The 17,793-nt window shown below is 68.0% G+C and carries 14 protein-coding genes; 8 read left to right on the forward strand and 6 right to left on the reverse strand.

Annotation, left to right across the window (positions count from 1 at the left end):
• Positions 1-17 precede the first annotated feature (17 nt).
• The 4 genes from G4D86_RS13355 to G4D86_RS13370 all read left to right on the forward strand — a co-directional run bounded on the left by G4D86_RS13355 (position 18) and on the right by G4D86_RS13370 (position 6,109).
• The gene (locus G4D86_RS13355; RefSeq protein ID WP_163993434.1) at positions 18-536 is read left to right on the forward strand and encodes a DoxX family protein; all 519 of its coding nucleotides are present in this window, start codon (positions 18-20) and stop codon (positions 534-536) included.
• A 402-nt stretch (positions 537-938) separates the two neighbouring features.
• A complete protein-coding gene (locus G4D86_RS13360; protein ID WP_163993436.1) occupies positions 939-3,095 on the forward strand; it encodes a hypothetical protein in 2,157 nt (718 codons plus the stop codon).
• A gap of 18 nt (positions 3,096-3,113) precedes the next feature.
• Positions 3,114-4,982 carry a LodA/GoxA family CTQ-dependent oxidase gene (locus G4D86_RS13365; protein WP_163993438.1) on the forward strand — a complete coding sequence of 623 codons (1,869 nt, stop codon included), beginning with the start codon at positions 3,114-3,116 and terminating at the stop codon, positions 4,980-4,982.
• The gene (locus G4D86_RS13370) at positions 4,982-6,109 is read left to right on the forward strand and encodes an NAD(P)/FAD-dependent oxidoreductase (RefSeq protein WP_163993440.1); all 1,128 of its coding nucleotides are present in this window, start codon (positions 4,982-4,984) and stop codon (positions 6,107-6,109) included. Before G4D86_RS13365 ends, G4D86_RS13370 begins: the two co-directional genes overlap by 1 nt.
• A 552-nt stretch (positions 6,110-6,661) precedes the next feature.
• Here the strand turns inward: G4D86_RS13370 and G4D86_RS13375 are convergent.
• Both G4D86_RS13375 and G4D86_RS52095 read right to left on the reverse strand, forming a co-directional pair.
• Complete coding sequence (locus G4D86_RS13375) at positions 6,662-8,827, reverse strand: FG-GAP-like repeat-containing protein (protein ID WP_205519564.1); 2,166 nt, start codon at positions 8,825-8,827, stop codon at positions 6,662-6,664.
• Between the two features lie 305 nt (positions 8,828-9,132).
• Positions 9,133-9,336 (reverse strand): hypothetical protein, encoded by a 204-nt coding sequence (locus tag G4D86_RS52095; RefSeq protein WP_205519586.1) that lies wholly within the window; start codon positions 9,334-9,336, stop codon positions 9,133-9,135.
• Positions 9,337-9,500: 164 nt separating this feature from the next.
• Between G4D86_RS52095 and G4D86_RS13385 the strand changes: the two genes are divergently transcribed.
• Together G4D86_RS13385 and G4D86_RS13390 are read left to right on the forward strand one after the other, a co-directional pair.
• Positions 9,501-10,103 carry a helix-turn-helix domain-containing protein gene (locus G4D86_RS13385; RefSeq protein WP_163993446.1) on the forward strand — a complete coding sequence of 201 codons (603 nt, stop codon included), beginning with the start codon at positions 9,501-9,503 and terminating at the stop codon, positions 10,101-10,103.
• Positions 10,100-10,921, forward strand: a complete 822-nt coding sequence (locus G4D86_RS13390) for an SRPBCC family protein (RefSeq protein WP_163993448.1) — start codon at positions 10,100-10,102, stop codon at positions 10,919-10,921. The genes G4D86_RS13385 and G4D86_RS13390 overlap by 4 nt, the downstream gene beginning before the upstream one ends.
• Before the next feature lie 197 nt (positions 10,922-11,118).
• On the opposite strand, the gene G4D86_RS13400 is transcribed toward G4D86_RS13390, so the two are convergent.
• Positions 11,119-11,649, reverse strand: a complete 531-nt coding sequence (locus tag G4D86_RS13400) for a dihydrofolate reductase family protein (protein ID WP_163993450.1) — start codon at positions 11,647-11,649, stop codon at positions 11,119-11,121.
• Positions 11,650-11,726: 77 nt separating this feature from the next.
• Positions 11,727-13,205 (reverse strand): FAD-dependent monooxygenase, encoded by a 1,479-nt coding sequence (locus G4D86_RS13405; RefSeq protein ID WP_163993452.1) that lies wholly within the window; start codon positions 13,203-13,205, stop codon positions 11,727-11,729.
• A gap of 223 nt (positions 13,206-13,428) precedes the next feature.
• Here G4D86_RS13405 and G4D86_RS13410 point away from each other — a divergent pair, with 223 nt between their 5' ends.
• Positions 13,429-14,259, forward strand: coding sequence for a class I SAM-dependent methyltransferase (locus tag G4D86_RS13410; protein WP_275899113.1), 831 nt, complete (start codon positions 13,429-13,431; stop codon positions 14,257-14,259).
• 242 nt (positions 14,260-14,501) lie between these two features.
• Here the strand turns inward: G4D86_RS13410 and G4D86_RS13415 are convergent, their stop codons facing one another.
• Complete coding sequence (locus G4D86_RS13415; protein ID WP_163993456.1) at positions 14,502-15,512, reverse strand: hypothetical protein; 1,011 nt, start codon at positions 15,510-15,512, stop codon at positions 14,502-14,504.
• 113 nt (positions 15,513-15,625) lie between these two features.
• Here G4D86_RS13415 and G4D86_RS13420 point away from each other — a divergent pair, with 113 nt between their 5' ends.
• The gene (locus G4D86_RS13420) at positions 15,626-16,531 is read left to right on the forward strand and encodes an NADP-dependent oxidoreductase (RefSeq protein ID WP_163993458.1); all 906 of its coding nucleotides are present in this window, start codon (positions 15,626-15,628) and stop codon (positions 16,529-16,531) included.
• Between the two features lie 75 nt (positions 16,532-16,606).
• Here G4D86_RS13420 and G4D86_RS13425 read toward each other — a convergent pair whose 3' ends face one another.
• On the reverse strand, positions 16,607-17,743 hold the full coding sequence (locus tag G4D86_RS13425; RefSeq protein ID WP_163993459.1) for a hypothetical protein: 1,137 nt from the start codon (positions 17,741-17,743) through the stop codon (positions 16,607-16,609).
• Positions 17,744-17,793: the final 50 nt, after the last annotated feature.

Below are 17,793 nucleotides of genomic sequence, written 5' to 3' on the forward strand. Positions count from 1 at the left end.
GGGACCTCTTCCGGGCGGTGAGCCTCTCGGCGGATGAGGCGCTCCAGCGGGAGTTGCTGCGGGCCTGCGGTCCGGAGCAGGACACCGCTCAGGCTCAGAACATGGAGCGCGCACGGGGAGAAACCGCGCTGCGCGCCGACGCGGAAACCGGGAAGATGCACACGATGAACATCCTGTTGTGGGTCCTGCAGGTCCTCGCCGCGCTCGTGTACGGAGCGTCGGGCGTCATGAAGGTCTTCATGTTCGACAAGGTCAGCGAGGGGGTCCCGTCCTTTGGTGCGTTGCCGAGGGAAGCCTGGAGGGCCCTCGGCATCCTCGAGCTCGTCTGCGTGGTCGGGCTGATCGTCCCCGCTGCCTTCCACTGGCAGCCGTCGCTCACGGTGGTGGCCGCCACGGTCCTGGCGCTCGAGAGCCTCGTGTTCATCTGGGTGCACATCAAGTACCGCGAGGTTCCGCCCATCATCATGAGTGGCGTGCTGGGCCTCCTCATGGCGTTCATCGCGTACGGCCGGATGGTCCTGGCGCCGATTCTCTGAACGGCTGACCCGGGCGACCTTCGAACCCGTTGGCGCCTGTCTTCGGATTCTCATACACCAGCGAAGGCCCGTGGAGCTGTGGCTCTGTAGCGGTTTCCCACACCTCCACGCCCCCGGGGCCGCTGATGCGCCACCCGCCGCGCTGACGTGTCAATCGCGGCCGCTAACGCGTCACCCGTCGCGCTGGCGTGTCAGCCCTCCCTCCTGACACGTGGCCCCTCCCCAGGGCACCACGCCGCGCTCCTCTGGCAAGAGCCCCTCTTCCCAGCAGCGCATCGCCCTGGCGCAAGCCCTGCACAACGCCGGCTCCGCAGCGCACCTGAGCCGGAGAAATGTATGCCTTTACATAGACCTCCCCGCCATGTCGCATTCCCCAACCGCCCTCGCCGCCGAGGTGGCCGCGTGTGGGCGGGCCTCTGCTCCGCGCTCCTGCTGCTGGGCTCGACAGCCTCCGCCCAGCCCTCCGCCCCCGGGGCCAAGCCCAGCGCTCTCAACAACGGCAGCGCGGCGGAGGCCTCGGCCTACTACAAGAAACTCGCCAGGACGCTGAACTTCCTCACGCCGGAGACCATCGAATCGAAGGCCAACATGCAGGAGCTGCTCAACTACCTCGGCTACTCGGAGCTCACTCCCGAGGTCGTGGAGTTCGAGGCCCCTGAGAAGTTGATGGGCGGCGGCTCCAACCCTGCGTCGGCCTTCCCCTACTGTGGCAAGTCCATCGAGCTCAAGTCGTGGAAGGGCGATTCGCTGAACCGTCCCGACACCGCCCAGGGTGTCACCTCCGCATCCACGGGGACCGGCAACATCTGGGCTGTCGAGTGCGTGGGAGACAAGGTCCGGCTCAAGTCCTCGAAGGGGGACTACCTGCACCGCCCCGACAGCAACCAGGGCATCACCACCTGGCACACGGGCCCCGGCAACGATTGGACGGCCGAGTTCACCAGCGGCAAGCTCATGCTCAAGTCGTGGAAGGGTGACTACCTGCACCGCCCCGACAGCACCCAGGGCGTCACCACCTGGCACTCGGGCATCGGCAATCAGTGGACCGTCGTCGAGCGCGGCGGCCCCACCCCGCCCCCTGCGTCGGCCTTCCCCTACTGTGGCAAGTCCATCGAGCTCAAGTCGTGGAAGGGCGACTCGCTGAACCGTCCCGACACCGCCCAGGGTGTCGCCTCCGCATCCACGGGGAGCGGCAACATCTGGGCCGCCGAGTGCGTGGGAGACAAGGTCCGGCTCAAGTCCTCGAAGGGGGACTACCTGAACCGCCCCGACAGCCCGCAGGGCGTCACCACCGGGAACACGGGCGTCGGCAGCGATTGGAAGGCCGAGTCCACCAACGGCAAGCTCATGCTCAAGTCGTGGAAGGGTGACTACCTGCACCGCCCCGACACCGCCCAGGGCGTCACCTCCTGGCACACAGGCATTGGCAATCAGTGGACCGTCGTCGAGCGCACCTCGCCTCCCCGCCAGAAGGGGGACATCCTCGTCTCCCGCTTCTTCGCGCCAAAGATTGTCAACTTCGCCGTGGCTCCCGAGAAACGCAACATCGGCTGGCGCCGGCTGGTGCGCATCAACTCCCGCCCCAACTCCGAGGCGGCGAAGCACCACGTGGAGAGCGCGTGGATTCTCTTCAACCACTTCACCAGCCCGCCCGTCCATGGCCCCTTCGGAGGAGGCACCCCACCTGGCAACATGAAGAACAGCTCCGTCAACACCCAGGTCTCCCTCGTCACCCACTGCACCGGCACCAGGGAGGAGTGCGCGGAGGTCGACAGCATCTACTGGGTGGACTTCGGCCCCTCGGCGAACGGCTACAAGCTCTCCTACCAGCTCGATGCCTTCTTCGACGCGGGCAACCTGGTGGCCGCGGGTGACACGGCCGGCGCGGCGCCCTACTTCGTGCCCAATGGGTGCGACACCTGCCACGGCTCGCTCAAGGGCCAGGCCATCCTCAACCTCCTGGATACGGACCACTGGATGGACCGCCTCACGGATGGCGACTTCCCCGCCCTGGCCAGACCCGACGCCCCGGCCCCTCTATTCGATGCTGGCAAGGATACGAAGTCGCCCCAGTACGCCGCGGCCTTCGACATCCTTCGCACCGTCAATCGGGAGATCGCCGACCAGCAGCGGCGCGTCAACAACCAGAGCTTCCAGCTCGCCGCCACCGACAAGTGGCTGCAATTGCACCAGAGCTCGGTCCAGCCGGAGCCGGACCTCCTCACGCGCGGCTTCGAGTTCGCCAATCTCAGCCACCCGCTCCACAGGACGCGCAAGCCGACGCCCACTCCCCTGACGTGGAGCTCCAAGCCTCAGGACAAGGAGCTGCTGGGTCTGCTGAACAAGTATTGCTACCGCTGTCATGGCGCCATTCGCTTCGATGTCTTCAGCAAGGACCTGATCGCAGACCAGACCAGTCCCATGCTCGACCGCATCGACCCGAACCCCGCTCAGGCCAAGGTCATCGGCTTCAAGATGCCCCCCGACCGCGACCTGCCCGCGAAGGACAAGCAGCGCCTGTTGGATCTCCTCGACCAGCTTGACCAGGAAACCCACTGAGAGAACGGAGCAGTCACCATGAGCCAGAGATTCTTCCGTATCCACCCCTCCATCGGCGTCGCCCGCGTGGGCGACGCCCCCACCGAGTTCTTCATCGGCCCCGAGCGGCCCAACGAGCGGCCCAACTACGACGACGCCCAGAAGAAGTTCCGCCCCTTCAAGGACAGCCAGGGCCGCATCAAGCGCCAGGCGGCCCGCTTCCGCATCTTCGAGTACGAGCTCAAGGGCACGCAGATCGTCCCCTTGCGCGAGGTGACCGCTGGCAGCCAGGGCATCACCCAGGTCACCTGGAAGGCCCACCTGGCCAACCGCAAGGCCGCCTTCTTCAAGTTCGACGGGCAGGACGGCGCGAACGGCCAATGGAAGGGGCCGGAGACCGAGCCGGGCGTGCATGACACGACGAACCGGCTGCGCAACAGCCACGTGCCCGCGGCGGACCGGGAGCGGCTGCTCGTCATCGACCCGGGCGCGAAGTCCATCTCGGGCCGCAACACCCCGCCGGTCCCCTTCACCAACACCAAGAGCCACATCCCCATCAAGTCCCTGGGAGAGCTGCGCACGGATGAGAATGGCCACCTGCTCGTGCTCGGCGGGCCCGGCCAGGCCCAGACGACGAAGCCCGGCACGCTCATCAACAACTACGTGAACAACGACCACTGGTTCGACGACATGGCGGACGGGCCGGTGTCGGCCGAGGTCACCTACGTGGTGGACGGCAAGACGCAGGTGGCGAAGCTGGAGGGTGACACCGGGGCCTGGGTCCTGGTGGGGCCGCCCGACTTCGCGCCCTCGGTGGGCATCACCGTCCGCCTGCTGGACACCCTGTGGGACGTGGCCGTGCGCTTCCCCCAGGAGGTGAAGCTCGTCGACACGGATGGTCTCTTCTCCCAGGGGCTCTTCGCGCGGCTCGCGGCGCAGCGGGCGGACTGGGACGCCCAGGGGAACACGTTCAAGAGCTACAAGCCCTCCTTCCTCCACGAGGTCTACCCTCTGCTCGAGCGTGCCCTGCAGCAGCGCCAGGTGCACAACCCCGAAGCCTCCAAGTCCTTCCATGGGAGCCTCGCGGGCGTGGAGCAGGACCTGGGCTCGCTGTCCTCCAGCCGAGGCCGGCGCATGCGCAGGACGATTTTCGGCTACATGCGCAACCCCTCCAACAACACCGGCAACGAGCCCCTGCTCATGCCCAAGGGGCTGGGAGACAAGTACTCGGACCTGGAGGTGCAGCCCGGACCGGACTACTTCATGACCCTCACGCGCGTGCAGTACGCGGTGCTCGAGCGCTGGGCCGCGGGTGAGTTCGTGGAGGACTGGGATGCGGCGGCGGCCCAGGCCATTCCCCAGGCCATCACCGCCGAGGGGCTGGACCGGGCCGCGATGGAGAACTCGGTGGGAGGCCCCTTCTTCCCCGGCATCGACTGCAGCTGGATGGTGCGCAGGCCCGAGCTGTACGGAACGCCTTTCCGCGTCAAGCACTCGGGGAATGTCTTCCCCGGTGCCCCGGACACGCTGTCCATCCGCCCAGGCTTCTTCTCCCAGCAGATGGCGCTGCCCTGGCAGGCGGACTTCTACCAGTGCAAGAAGCAGCTCTACCCCGCGGCGCACATCCCGTACGACGGCGAGCGCATGTACCACATGTGGTGGTGCGCCCACCGGCCGGATGACGTGTTCGCCAAGAAGGGGGACCTCGCCATGGTCTCCTGGACGCGCGAGCTGGAGAAGGTGGCCGAAGTCGAGGCGCAGAAGCCGGAGCTCCAATCCCAGGCAACGGAGGACACTCCCGCCAGGGACCTGGCCATGTACATCCAGATGCAGCAGAAGTGGTCGAGCCTGGGCTTCGTCCTCCAGGAGGGCGAGCACTTCTTCGAGTCGCAGGAGCGGAGCAAGTGATGGACGGGCGAGCCACCTGCACAGCCGTGGTGGTGGGCGGCGGGGTCGCGGGGCTGAGCGCCGCGCTGACCCTGGTGAGGGCGGGGGTGTCCACCTGCGTGGTGGAGCGCACGGACTACTCGCCCTGGCGCCCTGGGGAGACACTCTCCCCGGTGGCGTTCACCGAGTTGCGGCGGTGGCTCGCCCCTGAACCGTTGGAGACGGAGGGCTTCCTGGCCTCGTACGGCCTGGAAGCCACCTGGGGCTCGGAGGAACCCCATCACCACTCCTTCCTCACCAACCCCTACGGCCAGGGCTGGCACGTGGAGCGCCGGCAGTTGGACAGCCTGCTGGCGCGCCACGCGCAGTCCCAGGGCGTGGAGCTGTGGAGGAACGCCTGCGTCACCCACCTGGAGCGTGAGGAGCGCGGGTGGTGGCTCCGAATCGGCACGCCCGAGGGCCCGAGGACGTTGCACTGCACGGTGTTGGTGGACGCAACGGGACGCTCGGCGCAGGTGGCGCGATACCGCGGCGTGCGGCGGCGGAACCATGACACGCTCTGCAGCGTGTCGGCCGTCGTGGACAGGCCGCCGAGCCACGAGGAGCACCTGCTCCGGGTGGAGGCCACTCCCTCGGGCTGGTGGTACGCGGCGCCACTGCCCCAGGGGCGCCTCATCTTCACCCTGATGAGCGACGTGGATGTGCTGGAGCGCCACAACGCGTTGCGCCCCGCCGGGTGGAGCGCGCTGCTGGCCCGGACCCATCACCTGACGCGGGGGCTGGGAGGGCTGCCAACGGTGCGGCGGCTGCATGTCCGCCCCTGCGAGACGAGCCGCCTGGAGCGCGCGGCCGGAGAAGGCTGGGCGGCCGTGGGGGACGCGGCGGCCATGTGGGATCCACTGTCCTCGAGCGGTATCGTCAAGGGGCTGCGCACGGGGCAGGCGGCGGCACGCGCCCTGTTGGCCTCCCTGCGAGGGGACCGGGACGCGCTGGAGGACTACGCACGGGAGCGGGAGGAGGAGTTCTCCGGCTACCTGGAGGCACGCCAGGCCCACTACGCTCAGGAGCGGCGCTGGATGGGCGAGGCCTTCTGGCAGCGGCGACACGCGCCCGCTCTGGGCGTGCACCTGGCTGCCGGAGCAGTGTGAGCCGAGCCCCCGTCAGTCGTTGGTGCCAGAGCGCCCGAGGACCCCGGCGGCGATGGCCCGCGGCGTGCCCACGAGCTCGTCGACGCACGTTGTCCCTTCCGCACCGGGTGCGATGGGTCCTGCTGAAGGAGAAGGGGCTGCTCTCGGGCGGCCCCGTCAGCGGCCCTCCTCGGCCCCTCTGCACCCTCCCTCCCCCTCAACAGGGCCCCCATCCCTCTCATGCGTTCGCAGCCTGGTCGATCGGCGGCGCGGCGCTGCTCTTCGTGGGGCTGTTCGCGGCGCTGCGCACGCGCGCGCGGCGGGCCTGAGCGAAATCGTTCGCCCCGGCGTAACTCATGGACGCATCGCAACCGGAAGGCCCCACGTTGAGCCGAGCACGCCGCGTGGTCCTGCACCCGTGTGGAAATGCGGCCTCTGTGGAGGTGAGGTCGGGTCAGGCGCCTGCGCGTCTTTCGGTGCGCCGCGCGCGAAGCACGCGGCGCACCGATTCTCCTACCGAGACCGCGCTGAAATCAGGGCACACCGCCCCAGAGCGGTATCGCGGACAGCTCCTCAGAGTCCGTTGGGGACCACTGTCACGGTGCCGGAGCCCCTGTTGGTCAGGATGAGATCGGCGTACCCATCCGCGTCCATGTCCGCGGTGGCGATGGCGTTGAGGCCAGGCGAGGCGCCGGTCGTGACGACGGTGCCCGAGGTGAAGCCTCCGTTGCCGTTGCCGGTCATCGGGCGGACGCCGCCCGAGGCCGTTGTAACGAGGATGTAGGCGTCGAGCTTGCCATCGCCGTTGAAGTCATCGGCCACGACGCCCAGCGCCGAGTTGGTGGCCGTAGTGGCCGCGGCGGTGGACTGAACGCCGCTTGCGAAGGTGCCGTTGCCGTTCCCTTTGAAGAAGAAGAGGAACCGGCCGGCCGCGCCGTTCGAGAGGATGTCGAGCGTGCCGTCGCCGTTGGCGTCGCCGAAGGCGATGCCCGCCGTCTGGCCGTTGGCGGCGTTGCTGTAGGAGACGGGTGCGGCGAACGAGCCGTTGCCCTGGTTGATGAGGACCGACAGGCGTGCGCTGGCGGGGCTCGTCACCACGAGATCGGAGAAGCCATCGCTGTTCAGGTCACGGCAGGCGATCGTCGACTGCACGCCGCCGGTGTTCGGGATGCCGATGAACGTGGGCGCGCCGAAGCTGCCCGCGCCGGTGCCGAAGAGCACGCTCACCTGGCTCAGGGTCACGCTTGTCGTGGCGATGTCAGCCACCCCGTCGTGATCGAAGTCCCCGGTGCAGAGGTGGACGGAGCCCGGGGTGCCGGTGGTGAAGCTCGTCGGCGCGCCGAAGGTCCCGGGCGCGCTCGGGCCCAGGTTCTTGTAGACGCTGATGCTTCCGTTGATGAGGAGCAGGTTGGTCTGGCCGTTGACGGTGACGGCGTCGAGCCACCCGTCGCCGTCCACGTCCACGGCCACGACCGCGTTGCTGGAGAGCGAGGCGCTCCCGTAGTTGACCTCCGACTGGACGCTGGCGTCGCCGTTCCCCAGGAAAACGGAGAGCGAGCCAGAGGGCGTCAGGATCGACCCGGATTCGGCGTTGGCCACCAGGATGTCGAGCTTGCCGTCGCCATTCACATCGGCGACCGCCGGGGCCAGCGGGTTGTGGTTCGCGGGGGAGCTGACCGGCGTGCCGGGGACCTGGCCGGGGGGGGCGGCCTGGCAGGTGCCGTTCGAGCAGATCTGGCCCGTCGAGCACACGATGCCGCAGGCGCCGCAGCTATCGGCGTCGCTCTGGAGGTTCACCTCGCAGCCGTCGGACGAGTCCCCGTTGCAGTCCCCGAGGGAGCCGGAGCAATCCTGGCAGTTGGTCCCCTCGTAGGTGGGCGCGCACTTGCAGGTGTAGCTACCCACGCCGTCGATGCAGGTGCCGCCGTTCAGGCAGGGGCTTGCGGCGCACTCGTCGATGTTGGTGCAGGTCACGCCGTTGCCCTCGTACCCCGCGTTGCAGGCGCAGGTGAAGGAGCCCACGGTGTTGGTGCAGGTGGCGTTTTCGTTGCAGTTGTCGGTACCGGCGGCGCACTCGTTGACGTCGATGCAGGTCACGCCGTCGCCCTCGTACCCCGCGTTGCAGGCGCAGGTGAAGGAGCCCACGGTGTTGGTGCAGGTGGCGTTTTCGTTGCAGTTGTCAGTACCGGCGGCGCACTCGTCGATGTTGGTGCAGGTCACGCCGTCTCCCTCGTACCCTGCGTTGCAGGCGCAGGTGAAGGAGCCCACGGTGTTGGTGCAGGTGGCGTTTTCGTTGCAGTTGTCGGTACCGGCGGCGCACTCGTTGACGTCGACGCAGGTGCCGCTCTGGCACGTGAGGCCGTCGCAACAGGGGACCGTGGCGTCGCACGGCGCGTTCACGGACAGGCAGCCCTGGCCGCTGCACGTCGGGTCGTAGAGCGGCGAGGTCGGGTCGGGGCTGGTGACGTAGTCGCCGTTGTGAGCGCTGTGCCCGTTGATACAGGCCTGCTCACTAACACGGACGATCGTGTAGGGATGACTCGTCGAGCTGGTCTTGTGGCAGATCTGGACCTTACCGTTGACATCGAAGTAATCGCACTGCTCGGCGGTGAGGGCGGAGTCGGCCGAACCGACGTACGCGTCATTGTCTCCGTTGGAGATCGGGCTGCAACCGCCGATGAGGCCGAGCAAACCGGCCCCCGTGATCATGACGAGGAACGAAATTGATTTGTGTTTCATTGAGATCCCCCTGAAAGGACGCACCACTGCCTCGCGCGGAGCTCGCGGGCACCCAAGCTGGACTGTCGTTGAACGCGGGCTGTCTTTATTCACCCGCAGTGAAGTCAATAGCGTTCCGTTAGTGACCTGTCAATTGCCAATTCATGACCGCGGTCGGATTCCTGCCGATTGGGCACAATGCCTGTAGTCTTCGCATAGCTAAAGCCATGCATGAGTCAGCACAAACCCATCACATTCGACGTGGGTCGAACGCGCGCCAACGGCGATGAATAGTTTGTGAATGAAATAAGAGCGCCTGACAAAAGTCAGGTTTGAAGGCCCCGGAAGGGGATCAGGCAGCAGCCCAGAACGAGGAGGCCGAAGTGGATATCGTCCCGCCGTTCATCGCGCACGCGCAGACGCCGCTGCAGGAAGCCGCGCCGGTTCTTGCGCGAAGAGTACGCCTTGGCGGCATGCAGCTTGTCGGGCCGGTGACGGGGATGACCGCGGGGCTGCTTCACATCGGGCACGGCGTCCAGCAGGGGAACAGCTCGTGCGTGTCATGGACGTTGGCTCCCGTCAGGCTCTCAGCCAGCGGCTGGCCCTTGGTGTCGACGAGAAGATGATGCTTGCTACCCGCCTTCGCTCCTGAATCAGCCTTGACAAAAAAAGTTGTCAAGGACACCATCTCCTCATGCTCGACGTCCAAGTCATCGATGATCCGGCGGCGGCGACAGTGGCCCTGGGGCCGATGCGAAGCCGACTCCTCTCCGAGCTAGCCGCGCCCGCCTCGGCGGCGACGTTGGCCACGCGGGTCGGCCTGGCTCGGCAGAAGGTCAACTACCATCTGAACGCGCTGGAAGCGCACGGGCTGGTGCGGCTGGCCTCGGAACGCAAATGGGGCGGGCTGACGGAGCGGCTGCTCGTGGCGACGGCTGCTTCCTATGTCGTTTCACCGAGTGCCATGGGCCCGGTCGCCGTGGATCCGAACCGGGAGGTCGACCGGCTCTCCGCGAGCTATCTCATCGCCCTGGGCGCACGGGTCGTCCGCGAGGTCGGCGACCTCGTTCGTCGCGCGACAGAGACGGGCAAACGCCTGGCGACCCTGGCGGTGGATACCGAGGTTCGCTTCCGGTCGGCGGAGGAGCGGGCGGCTTTCAGCTACGAGCTCACCGAAGCCATCGCGAAGCTCGTCTCGAAATATCACGACGAATCCGCCCCCAGCGGCCGGCCGCATCGCCTGGTGGTGGTGGCGCACCCCCTGCCGCAGAAAGCGCATTCCAAGGAGCCATCATGAGCGTGAAGAAAGAAGCCTCTGGACGCCGCTCCATCCAGGTTGAAGTCGAGGTCCCCGGTACGCCGGAGGAAGTCTGGCAGGCCATCGCCACCGGGCCGGGTATTTCGTCCTGGTTCGCGCCGGCTGAGTTCGAGGAGCGCGACGGGAAGCCCGTCGCGCTGACGTTGAACCTCGGACCCGGCATGGAATCCCGCGCCGTGGTGACGGCCTGGGATGCACCGCGGAAGTTCACCAGCGAGGCGGACGGCTGGTTTCCTGGCTCCCCGCCGGTCGCGAACGAGTGGAGCGTCGAAGCGCGGGATGGCGGCGTCTGCGTCGTCCGTGTGGTGCAAAGCCTCTTCGCCAGCACGGACGACTGGGACGACCAGCTGATTGGCACCGAATCGGGCATCCCCGGCGCCTTCCGCATCCTGCGGCTCTATCTCACGCACTTCCGCGGCCAGCGCTCTGCGTTCATGCAATTCATGGCTCCCGTCGCGGGAACGCCGGCGGACGCCTGGGCGACGCTGACCGCGGCACTGGGGTTCGACGGAGTGGCTGTCGTCGGGCAGGGTTGGGCCGTTCCGGCAGGCATCCCGGCGCTGGCCGGCGTGGTGGAGCACGTCAACCCGAGTCCGCCCGGCGCCATGATCCGGCTCGAGCAGCCGGGGCCCGGCACCGCCGTCCTGTTCACCATGGATTTCGGCGGGCCGTCGGTCATGGCGACGTTCAGCTTCTATCTCTACGGCGACCAGGCGGCCGCCACCGTCGCCCGCGAGAAGCCGCTGTGGCAGGCGTGGCTTCAGGAACGCTTCCCGATGCCGATGGAGCCGAGCTGAGAACGCTCAAGCTCATCGAACACATCTCTCTGGACGGCGTGATTCAGCACACCGCCGATGACGACGATTTCCCCTACAGCGATTGGACCGCGCCCTATCGGACCCCCACCGGCCGGGACGCAGTCCTCGCCGCGCATGGCGAGAGGTTCGAGCTGCTGCTGGGCCGTCGCACCTACGATGCCTGGTCGGCACGGCGACTAAGCGGGAACGTACTCCAACTTGATCACGTTCTCGTCCATTTGCTCGCTGGCTTTGAGGCGGAGTGGCGGCCGAGGGCCGGCGAAGAAGGGCTTGCCGGAACCCAGCACGACTGGGTGCAGGTAGATTCGATACTCATCAATGAGACCGAGGTCCGTCAGGCTTCGCGCCAGGTCCGGGCCTGCAACGTCAATCTCTCCATCAAGCTCAGCCTTCAGCTTGCGGATTGTCGCCTCGAGGTCGTTCGCGACAAGGGTGGCGTTGGGGCCGACGGACTTCAGCGTGCGTGACACGACCCACTTCGGCTGGCTCCGCCAGGCCGTTGCGAAGTCGCGTCGCGCCGCGTCCCACTCAGGATGATCCTCGTCCCAATAACGCATCAACTCGTAGATGCGGCGACCGTACACACTGCCAGTCAGGCCGCGAGCCTGCTCGATGAAATGACGAAAGAGGGTGGGGCCTGGCCCAAACGCCATGTGGTCGACGTAGCCGTCCAACGACTGGTTCATTCCGAAGACGAGTCGCGCCATATCAAGCAATCTCCCTTCCTGAAGAGCAGACGGCAGCCAGACTGCCGGGCGTAGTCCGCTGAGGCAAGCGAAACGCATTACGTGGCACGCGGTGGCCCGAACCATCGGGTCAGGGCCTCACGCAGACCCTGGTCCGTGCCCTCCCCGACCCACGCGACGTGTCCGTCCGGTCGAATCAGCACCGCAACGGGCGCAGTGACCGCGCCGAGCACCGGGAGCTCCCACTCCCCCGTGTAGCGAGCAGCGACCCGCCGAACCCGGTCCGCCCAGGGCGTGACGTCGAGAGTGCCGGGCCCGCCCAGGTCGAGCAGCACCGGCCGCGCGTCGTGCAACAGGTGGAACACGCGCCGCGGGCCGCCGGCGGTGACCAGGTCGAGGTCCGGCATGCGGCGCCCGAGCAGCGGGTGGCCGTTGCCCAGGTCGTAGTGGACGTCCAGCCCCGACATCATCGCCGCGTACTGCTTGCGGGGCCCGTCCATCCGCAGCAACTCAGTCAGCGTCTCGCGCACGGCGTCCATCCGCGCGTCACCGCGGCTCAGCGCGGTCTGCGCCATGGTCTTCCGCAGCGCCCGGGCCGCGACGGGGTGCCGCTCGGCCTGGTACGTGTCGAGCAGGTTCTCCGGCGAGACGCCGCGCACGACCTGGGCCAGCTTCCACCCCAGGTTCACGGCATCCTGCACGCCGAGGTTGAGCCCCTGTCCGCCCATCGGCGAGTGCACGTGGGCCGCGTCGCCGGCCAGGAGCACCCGCCGGTCCCGGTAGGACGCCGCCTGCCGCGTCATGTCGGTGAACCTCGAGAGGTACGTGGCGCTGCGCAGGCCGTAGTCCGTCCCGTAGAGCGCGACGAGCCCCTCGCGCAGAACCTCGAGGGTCGGCGCGTCGCCCGTGCCGACCCGCTCCTCTCTCAGCACGACGCCCACGCGTCCGCCCTCCATCGGGCCCATGGCGTAGGTGCCCTTCTCGTCCCGGCGGATGCCGAACGTCGGCGCTCCGGTCATCTCGACCTCGGCGATGAGGTAGCTGACGGACGCGTCCCACCCCGGGAACTCGATGCCTGCCGCCTTGCGGACGAGGCTGCGACCCCCGTCGCACCCGACGAGGTACTTCGCCCGCAACGCACGGCCGTCGGACAGCGCGACGTCGACGCCGGTGTCGTCCTGCGCGAAGCCCGTCACCTCGCACCCACGGTAGATGGGCACCGCCAGCTCGCCCACCCACTCCGCCAGGATGCGCTCGAAGCGCTCCTGCAAGAGCGCGAGCCCATGGTTGTGACGCGTCGGGAAGTCGCTGAGGTCCAGAGGCGCCTGCCCGAACGCGACGTTCTGGACCGCCTGCCCTTGCGAGACGAAGCGCTCGACGACCCCGCGCTGATCGAGCACCTCCAGGCTGCGCGCGTGCAGGCCGCGCGAGCGCGAGCCGGCGACCTCCTGACTCGCGCGCCGCTCGACGATGGCCACGTCCACCTGCGCCAACGCCAGCTCCGCCGCCAGCATCAGCCCGGTCGGGCCCCCTCCAGCAATCACCACCGCGTGCTGCGTCACCATGTCCGCGTGCATCTCTCGGCCTCCCGCTCCTGGCTCGAAACGGTCGACGGTGGACCACGGCCGGGGGGGCTTGCGGCAATACCCGGGGTCTGGCATCTGCTGGCAGTGGAGAGAGCGGAAGAGGGCTGCCGTGGCTCCTCCAGCGGCCCGTCGCGGACGGAGTCTTCGCCCCCAGATTCTCCACCTCAGGAGGACACAGAACATGAAGGCAGGGCGTGCGAGTCAGACCGCGTCGATGGTCGCCTTCATGCGGGCGCTGGCGGATGGAGGCATCACCACGGTGCCCGACTTCCGTGACCCGACGGCGCGTCACCTGCTGGCACGGCCCTGGTCGACCTTCCTCCGCCTCTCGGAGCGGCGCCTGCAACGGGCGTCTCCTCAGGCGCGACAGGCCGCCGCCCTTTGGGCCGATGTACTGGCGGTGCGGACCGTGGCCATCGATTCGTACCTTCGCGAGGCCCTCGCGCGCGGTATCCGGCAGGTCGTCATCCTGGGCGCGGGCCTGGATGGGAGGGCCTACCGTGTCCGCGAGCTCGCGGAGGCCGATGTCTTCGAGGTGGACCATCCCGCCACCCAGTCTTTCAAGAGGTCTCGGTTGGGTTCGCTCACTCCTGCCTCGAAGCAGCTTCACTTCGTCGCCGTCGACTTCGAGCGCGACTCCCTCGATGCAGCTCTCGAGCGGGCGGGTCATCGCACCCGCGAGCCCACGTTCTTCATCTGGGAGGGCGTGGTGATGTACCTCTCCGACGAGGCCGCCCGCAGCACCCTGCGCGTGGTCTCCGCGCGCTCCCCTCCCGGCTCCAGCATCGTCATCAACTATTCGACACCCAATCCACGCCCCCGGGGTCTGAGCATTCTGCTCCGCCTTTGGAGCGAGCCTCAGATTGGTGAACGGACCCCCTCCGCGATGCAGGCCCTGGTGAAAGAGGCCGGTTTCGATATCGCCGAAGACGTCGGGATGCCTGAGTGCTCGCAGCGCTTTGGCGCTCAGCCACCCCCTCCACGCCTCTCGCAGCGCTTCCGGCTCCTTCTCGCCACGGCCCGAGACTCCCTGGCGGGCCAGTGACCTGTTGCATCTGGGCGAGCTCAGCCCCGCCCTGATGCCGACCGATGCGCGTGGCCGGGCCGAGGCCGTCGAATGGGTGTTCGCCGCCCTCAACTCGGTGGAGATGGCGAGCCTGCCCTGGTCGTTCTTCCAGTTCGGCACGGGGGACAGGGCGGCGTCGAAGCCGTTCGACGACTTGCGGACCAGCTCGCCCACTTCGCCGCGGCGGACTGAGCGCAGCCCTCCATCGGTTGTGGGGACCGTCAGCCGAGCTCGAACCTGGCGCTCTCGGTGGCGCGCGGCTCCCCACGCGCGCCCTCTTCCAGCGCCTGACGGAGCGCCACGTCGCGCACCCGCAGCCGCACGTGGGTGCTGTCCGCGCTGAGCGACAGGGGGGCGACCCCGAAGGCCGCATAATCGAGGAACCGTGCGCCCCAGTTCATGAGGAACAGTGTGCCCGCCACGGAGATGCAGAGACACACGAGCCGGAGGCGCGGTTCGAGCTCTTCCATGGGGGCAAGCCCCCGCCCGAAAAGGAAGTAGACGAAGGTCAGGATGGGTACCGCATAAGCGGCGAGGCCGAGCACGGTCCGGCGCGTCTTGCACGCGCGGCACCCGGGCGCCTCGAGGTCGCGGACGAGGAAGAAGCCGACCAGGAGGAGCGTGAAGCCCCGGCGCGCCTCGAGCTCGAGGACGGTTTCTGCCGGACGCCGACAGCCAATGCACTGGCCCCCGGGGAAGCGGAGGGCCGCGAGGGGAAGGTCGAGCACGTCCGCTCGCGTGCTCACGCCGCGCCGCCGCGGCTGGCTCACCGGGAGCGTCGCGAGGAAGTCGGCGATGCGCGTCCCCTCCGGTCCCAGCGCGGCGAACCAGACCCACGCGCCGTCACGGAAGACGATGCGCTGCATGCCGAAGAGCCCCGGGCTGAGGCGCGCGAAGTCCGACAGCGGACGGCTCCAGCGCAGCCGCCCACGGCGGAAGAAGCGGATGCCCGCCGGGTCGGCCTCGACGCGCGGTATGCCAAACAGGGCGAAGAACAGCGTGGTCCCGAGGAGGCAGAAGGCCACCACGTCCAGTTCGCCGATGCCGATGCCGAGCGCGCGTGAGACCACCAGATAGATGACGGCCGCGATATCGAGCAGCGCGATCAGTACCCACTCCGCCACGTACTCGTCCCTTCTGTCGGGTTCTGCCGGGGGCTTCCGAGGCGACATGCCAGTCAGGATACCCGCTTCAGGGCGGCCTTCCGCGTTGGGTATTCCCTCCGGCGTCATCCTCGGTGGGGCTCGCCTGCCCGCTCCGCCGCGGCGTCCGATGGCGTGCTCACTCCCGGTGATTACCCTTCGTGCGGAGTTGGAGTCTTCCCTTTCGCGCCGAGGAGGCCCTCATGAAAGCCGTGGTGCTGAAGTCCTATGGGGATGTGGATGCGCTCGCCGTGCAGGAGATGCCCGAGCCCCAGGTGGGACCGGGCGAGGTGAAGGTGCGCGTCTCCGCCGCGAGCATCAACCCGGTGGACTGGAAGATTCGCCGGGGTGACCTGAAGGCGCGGATGCCCGTGCAGTTCCCCAAAATCCTCGGGCGGGACGTGGCCGGTGAGGTCATCGAGGTCGGCGCGGGCGTGGACGCGTTCAAGCCCGGTGACCGGGTGATGGGCCTGGTGAATGCCGGCTACGCGGAGAAGGTCGTCGCCCCCGTGGACGCCTGGGCGAAGGTGCCCGAGTCGATGGACTTGAAGGACGCCGCCGCGTTGCCGCTGGTCACCCTGACGGGCGTGCAGCTGATGGAAGAAGCGGTGGACCCGAGCAAGGGCGACACGGTGCTCGTCACCGGAGCGCTGGGCGCGGTGGGGCGCGCCGCTGTCTTCGCGGCGAAGGCCCGGGGCGTGAAGGTCTGGGCCGGCGTGCGCGCGAAGCAGAAGGCGGAGGCGGAGAAGCTGGGAGTGGAGGGCGTGGTCGCGCTCGATGTCGCGGAGGAGGTCGAGAAGCTGCCCATGATGGATGCCATCGCGGACACCGTGGGTGGAAAGACCGTGGCCGCGGTGCTGGAGAAGCTGAAGCCGGGCGGCACCCTGGGCAGCGTGGTGGGAGAGCCTCCCGAGGCGAAGGGACGGCGCATCACCGTGCGCGCCATCTTCAGCCATCCGGACTCGCGCCGTCTCACGCAGCTGGGGCAGAGCGCGGCGAAGGGCGACCTGGTCATCCCCGTAAGCAAGCGGTTTCCGTTGGACCAGGTGAAGGAGGCCCAGAAGCTCGCGGAGCAGGGCGGCGTGGGCAAGGTGCTGCTCATCAACTGACGGCGGCGGTACCGCGCCGGCAACGGCTGCTCAGCTCATGGACGGGAGCGCCCATGGGCTGAGCAGCGGCTGACGTCATTCAATCGTGGAGCTCGTGACCACGATGGGCGTATCCGAGTGATTCGATATCTGGGGATACTTCACGTACCACGAGCCGCCGAGGTTGTTCTTGATGACCGAGCGGTCGATGCGGATGTCGCCCGAGTGGTCGTTGCTGACGAAGAAGATGGCGCTGCCGTGGGCGTTGACCTCGTTGTGCTCGATTCGCGTGCCGCAGAGGGACAGCGTCATGGTGTTGCCGTCGTTGTAGATGGCCCCGCCGCTGCCCCCGCCCGGGGTGCCCGGACTGGCGGGATTCGCGCCGTTGCCGATGGCCCGGTTGTAGGAGAAGAGGCTGTTGATGACGGTCCACGACACGCCGATGCTGCTGATGCCGCCGCCGTTGGAGCAGACCCCGCCATAGCCCGGCTTGCCGCCGAAGGTCGTGTTCACCACGTAGACGGGCAGTCCGTTGTACTGGCTGAACACCCGCAGGGCGCCGCCACCGACGTCGGGCCCGACATCGGCGCACGCGTTGTTGAAGAAGCGTGAGTTGATGACCTTCACGCGCCCACCGCGCACCCAGACCGCCCCGCCTCCGTCGAACTCCGTCTCACTCTTGGAGCTGGCGTCCACGAACGTCAGGTTCTGCAGCGTCAGCCGGGGGTGGTCCTGGTTGTCGCAGTGAGCCGTCGTCCACACCTGTGCCTTGTCGCAGGTGTTCATGTAGAGGATGCGGTGCTTGCCCGCGCCGCTGAGCGTCACCAGGCCCTTGCCGTCGATGACGATGTCCGGCCCCTTGTCGTTGAAGACCTTCGCGGTCCTGTCGAGCGTGAGGGTGATGGGCTCCGGTCCGCAGTCGAACGTGATGACTCCGCCCTTGGCAACGGCCGCGAGGAAGGCCTCGCTGGTGCAGCTTGCCGGCGTTCCCGTACCGACGATGGTGGTGGGCTTGGAGACGTCAGCGAGGCCTGCCTCGGCGGGGACGCTGCACGTGGCCTCCGGATTCGGATTGCCGGCGGGCGGGCCGTCCTTGGGGTTGGTCAGGGGGTTGGGCACGTCGACGCTCTGTTCGTCGTCGCCCGAGCAGCCCGCCGCGAAGGCGAGCGCGAACCCCGTGGCCAGCGAGAGGAGCGTGGACGCGGGCCAGCGGTGAAGTCTCTTCGGGTGCATCAAGCCTCCGGGGTGGGGGCAGTGTAGCAGCGGCACGGACCGCGGATTCT

The organism is Pyxidicoccus caerfyrddinensis, assembly GCF_010894405.1.
In the GTDB taxonomy this organism is placed as follows: Bacteria; Myxococcota; Myxococcia; order Myxococcales; family Myxococcaceae; genus Myxococcus; species Myxococcus caerfyrddinensis.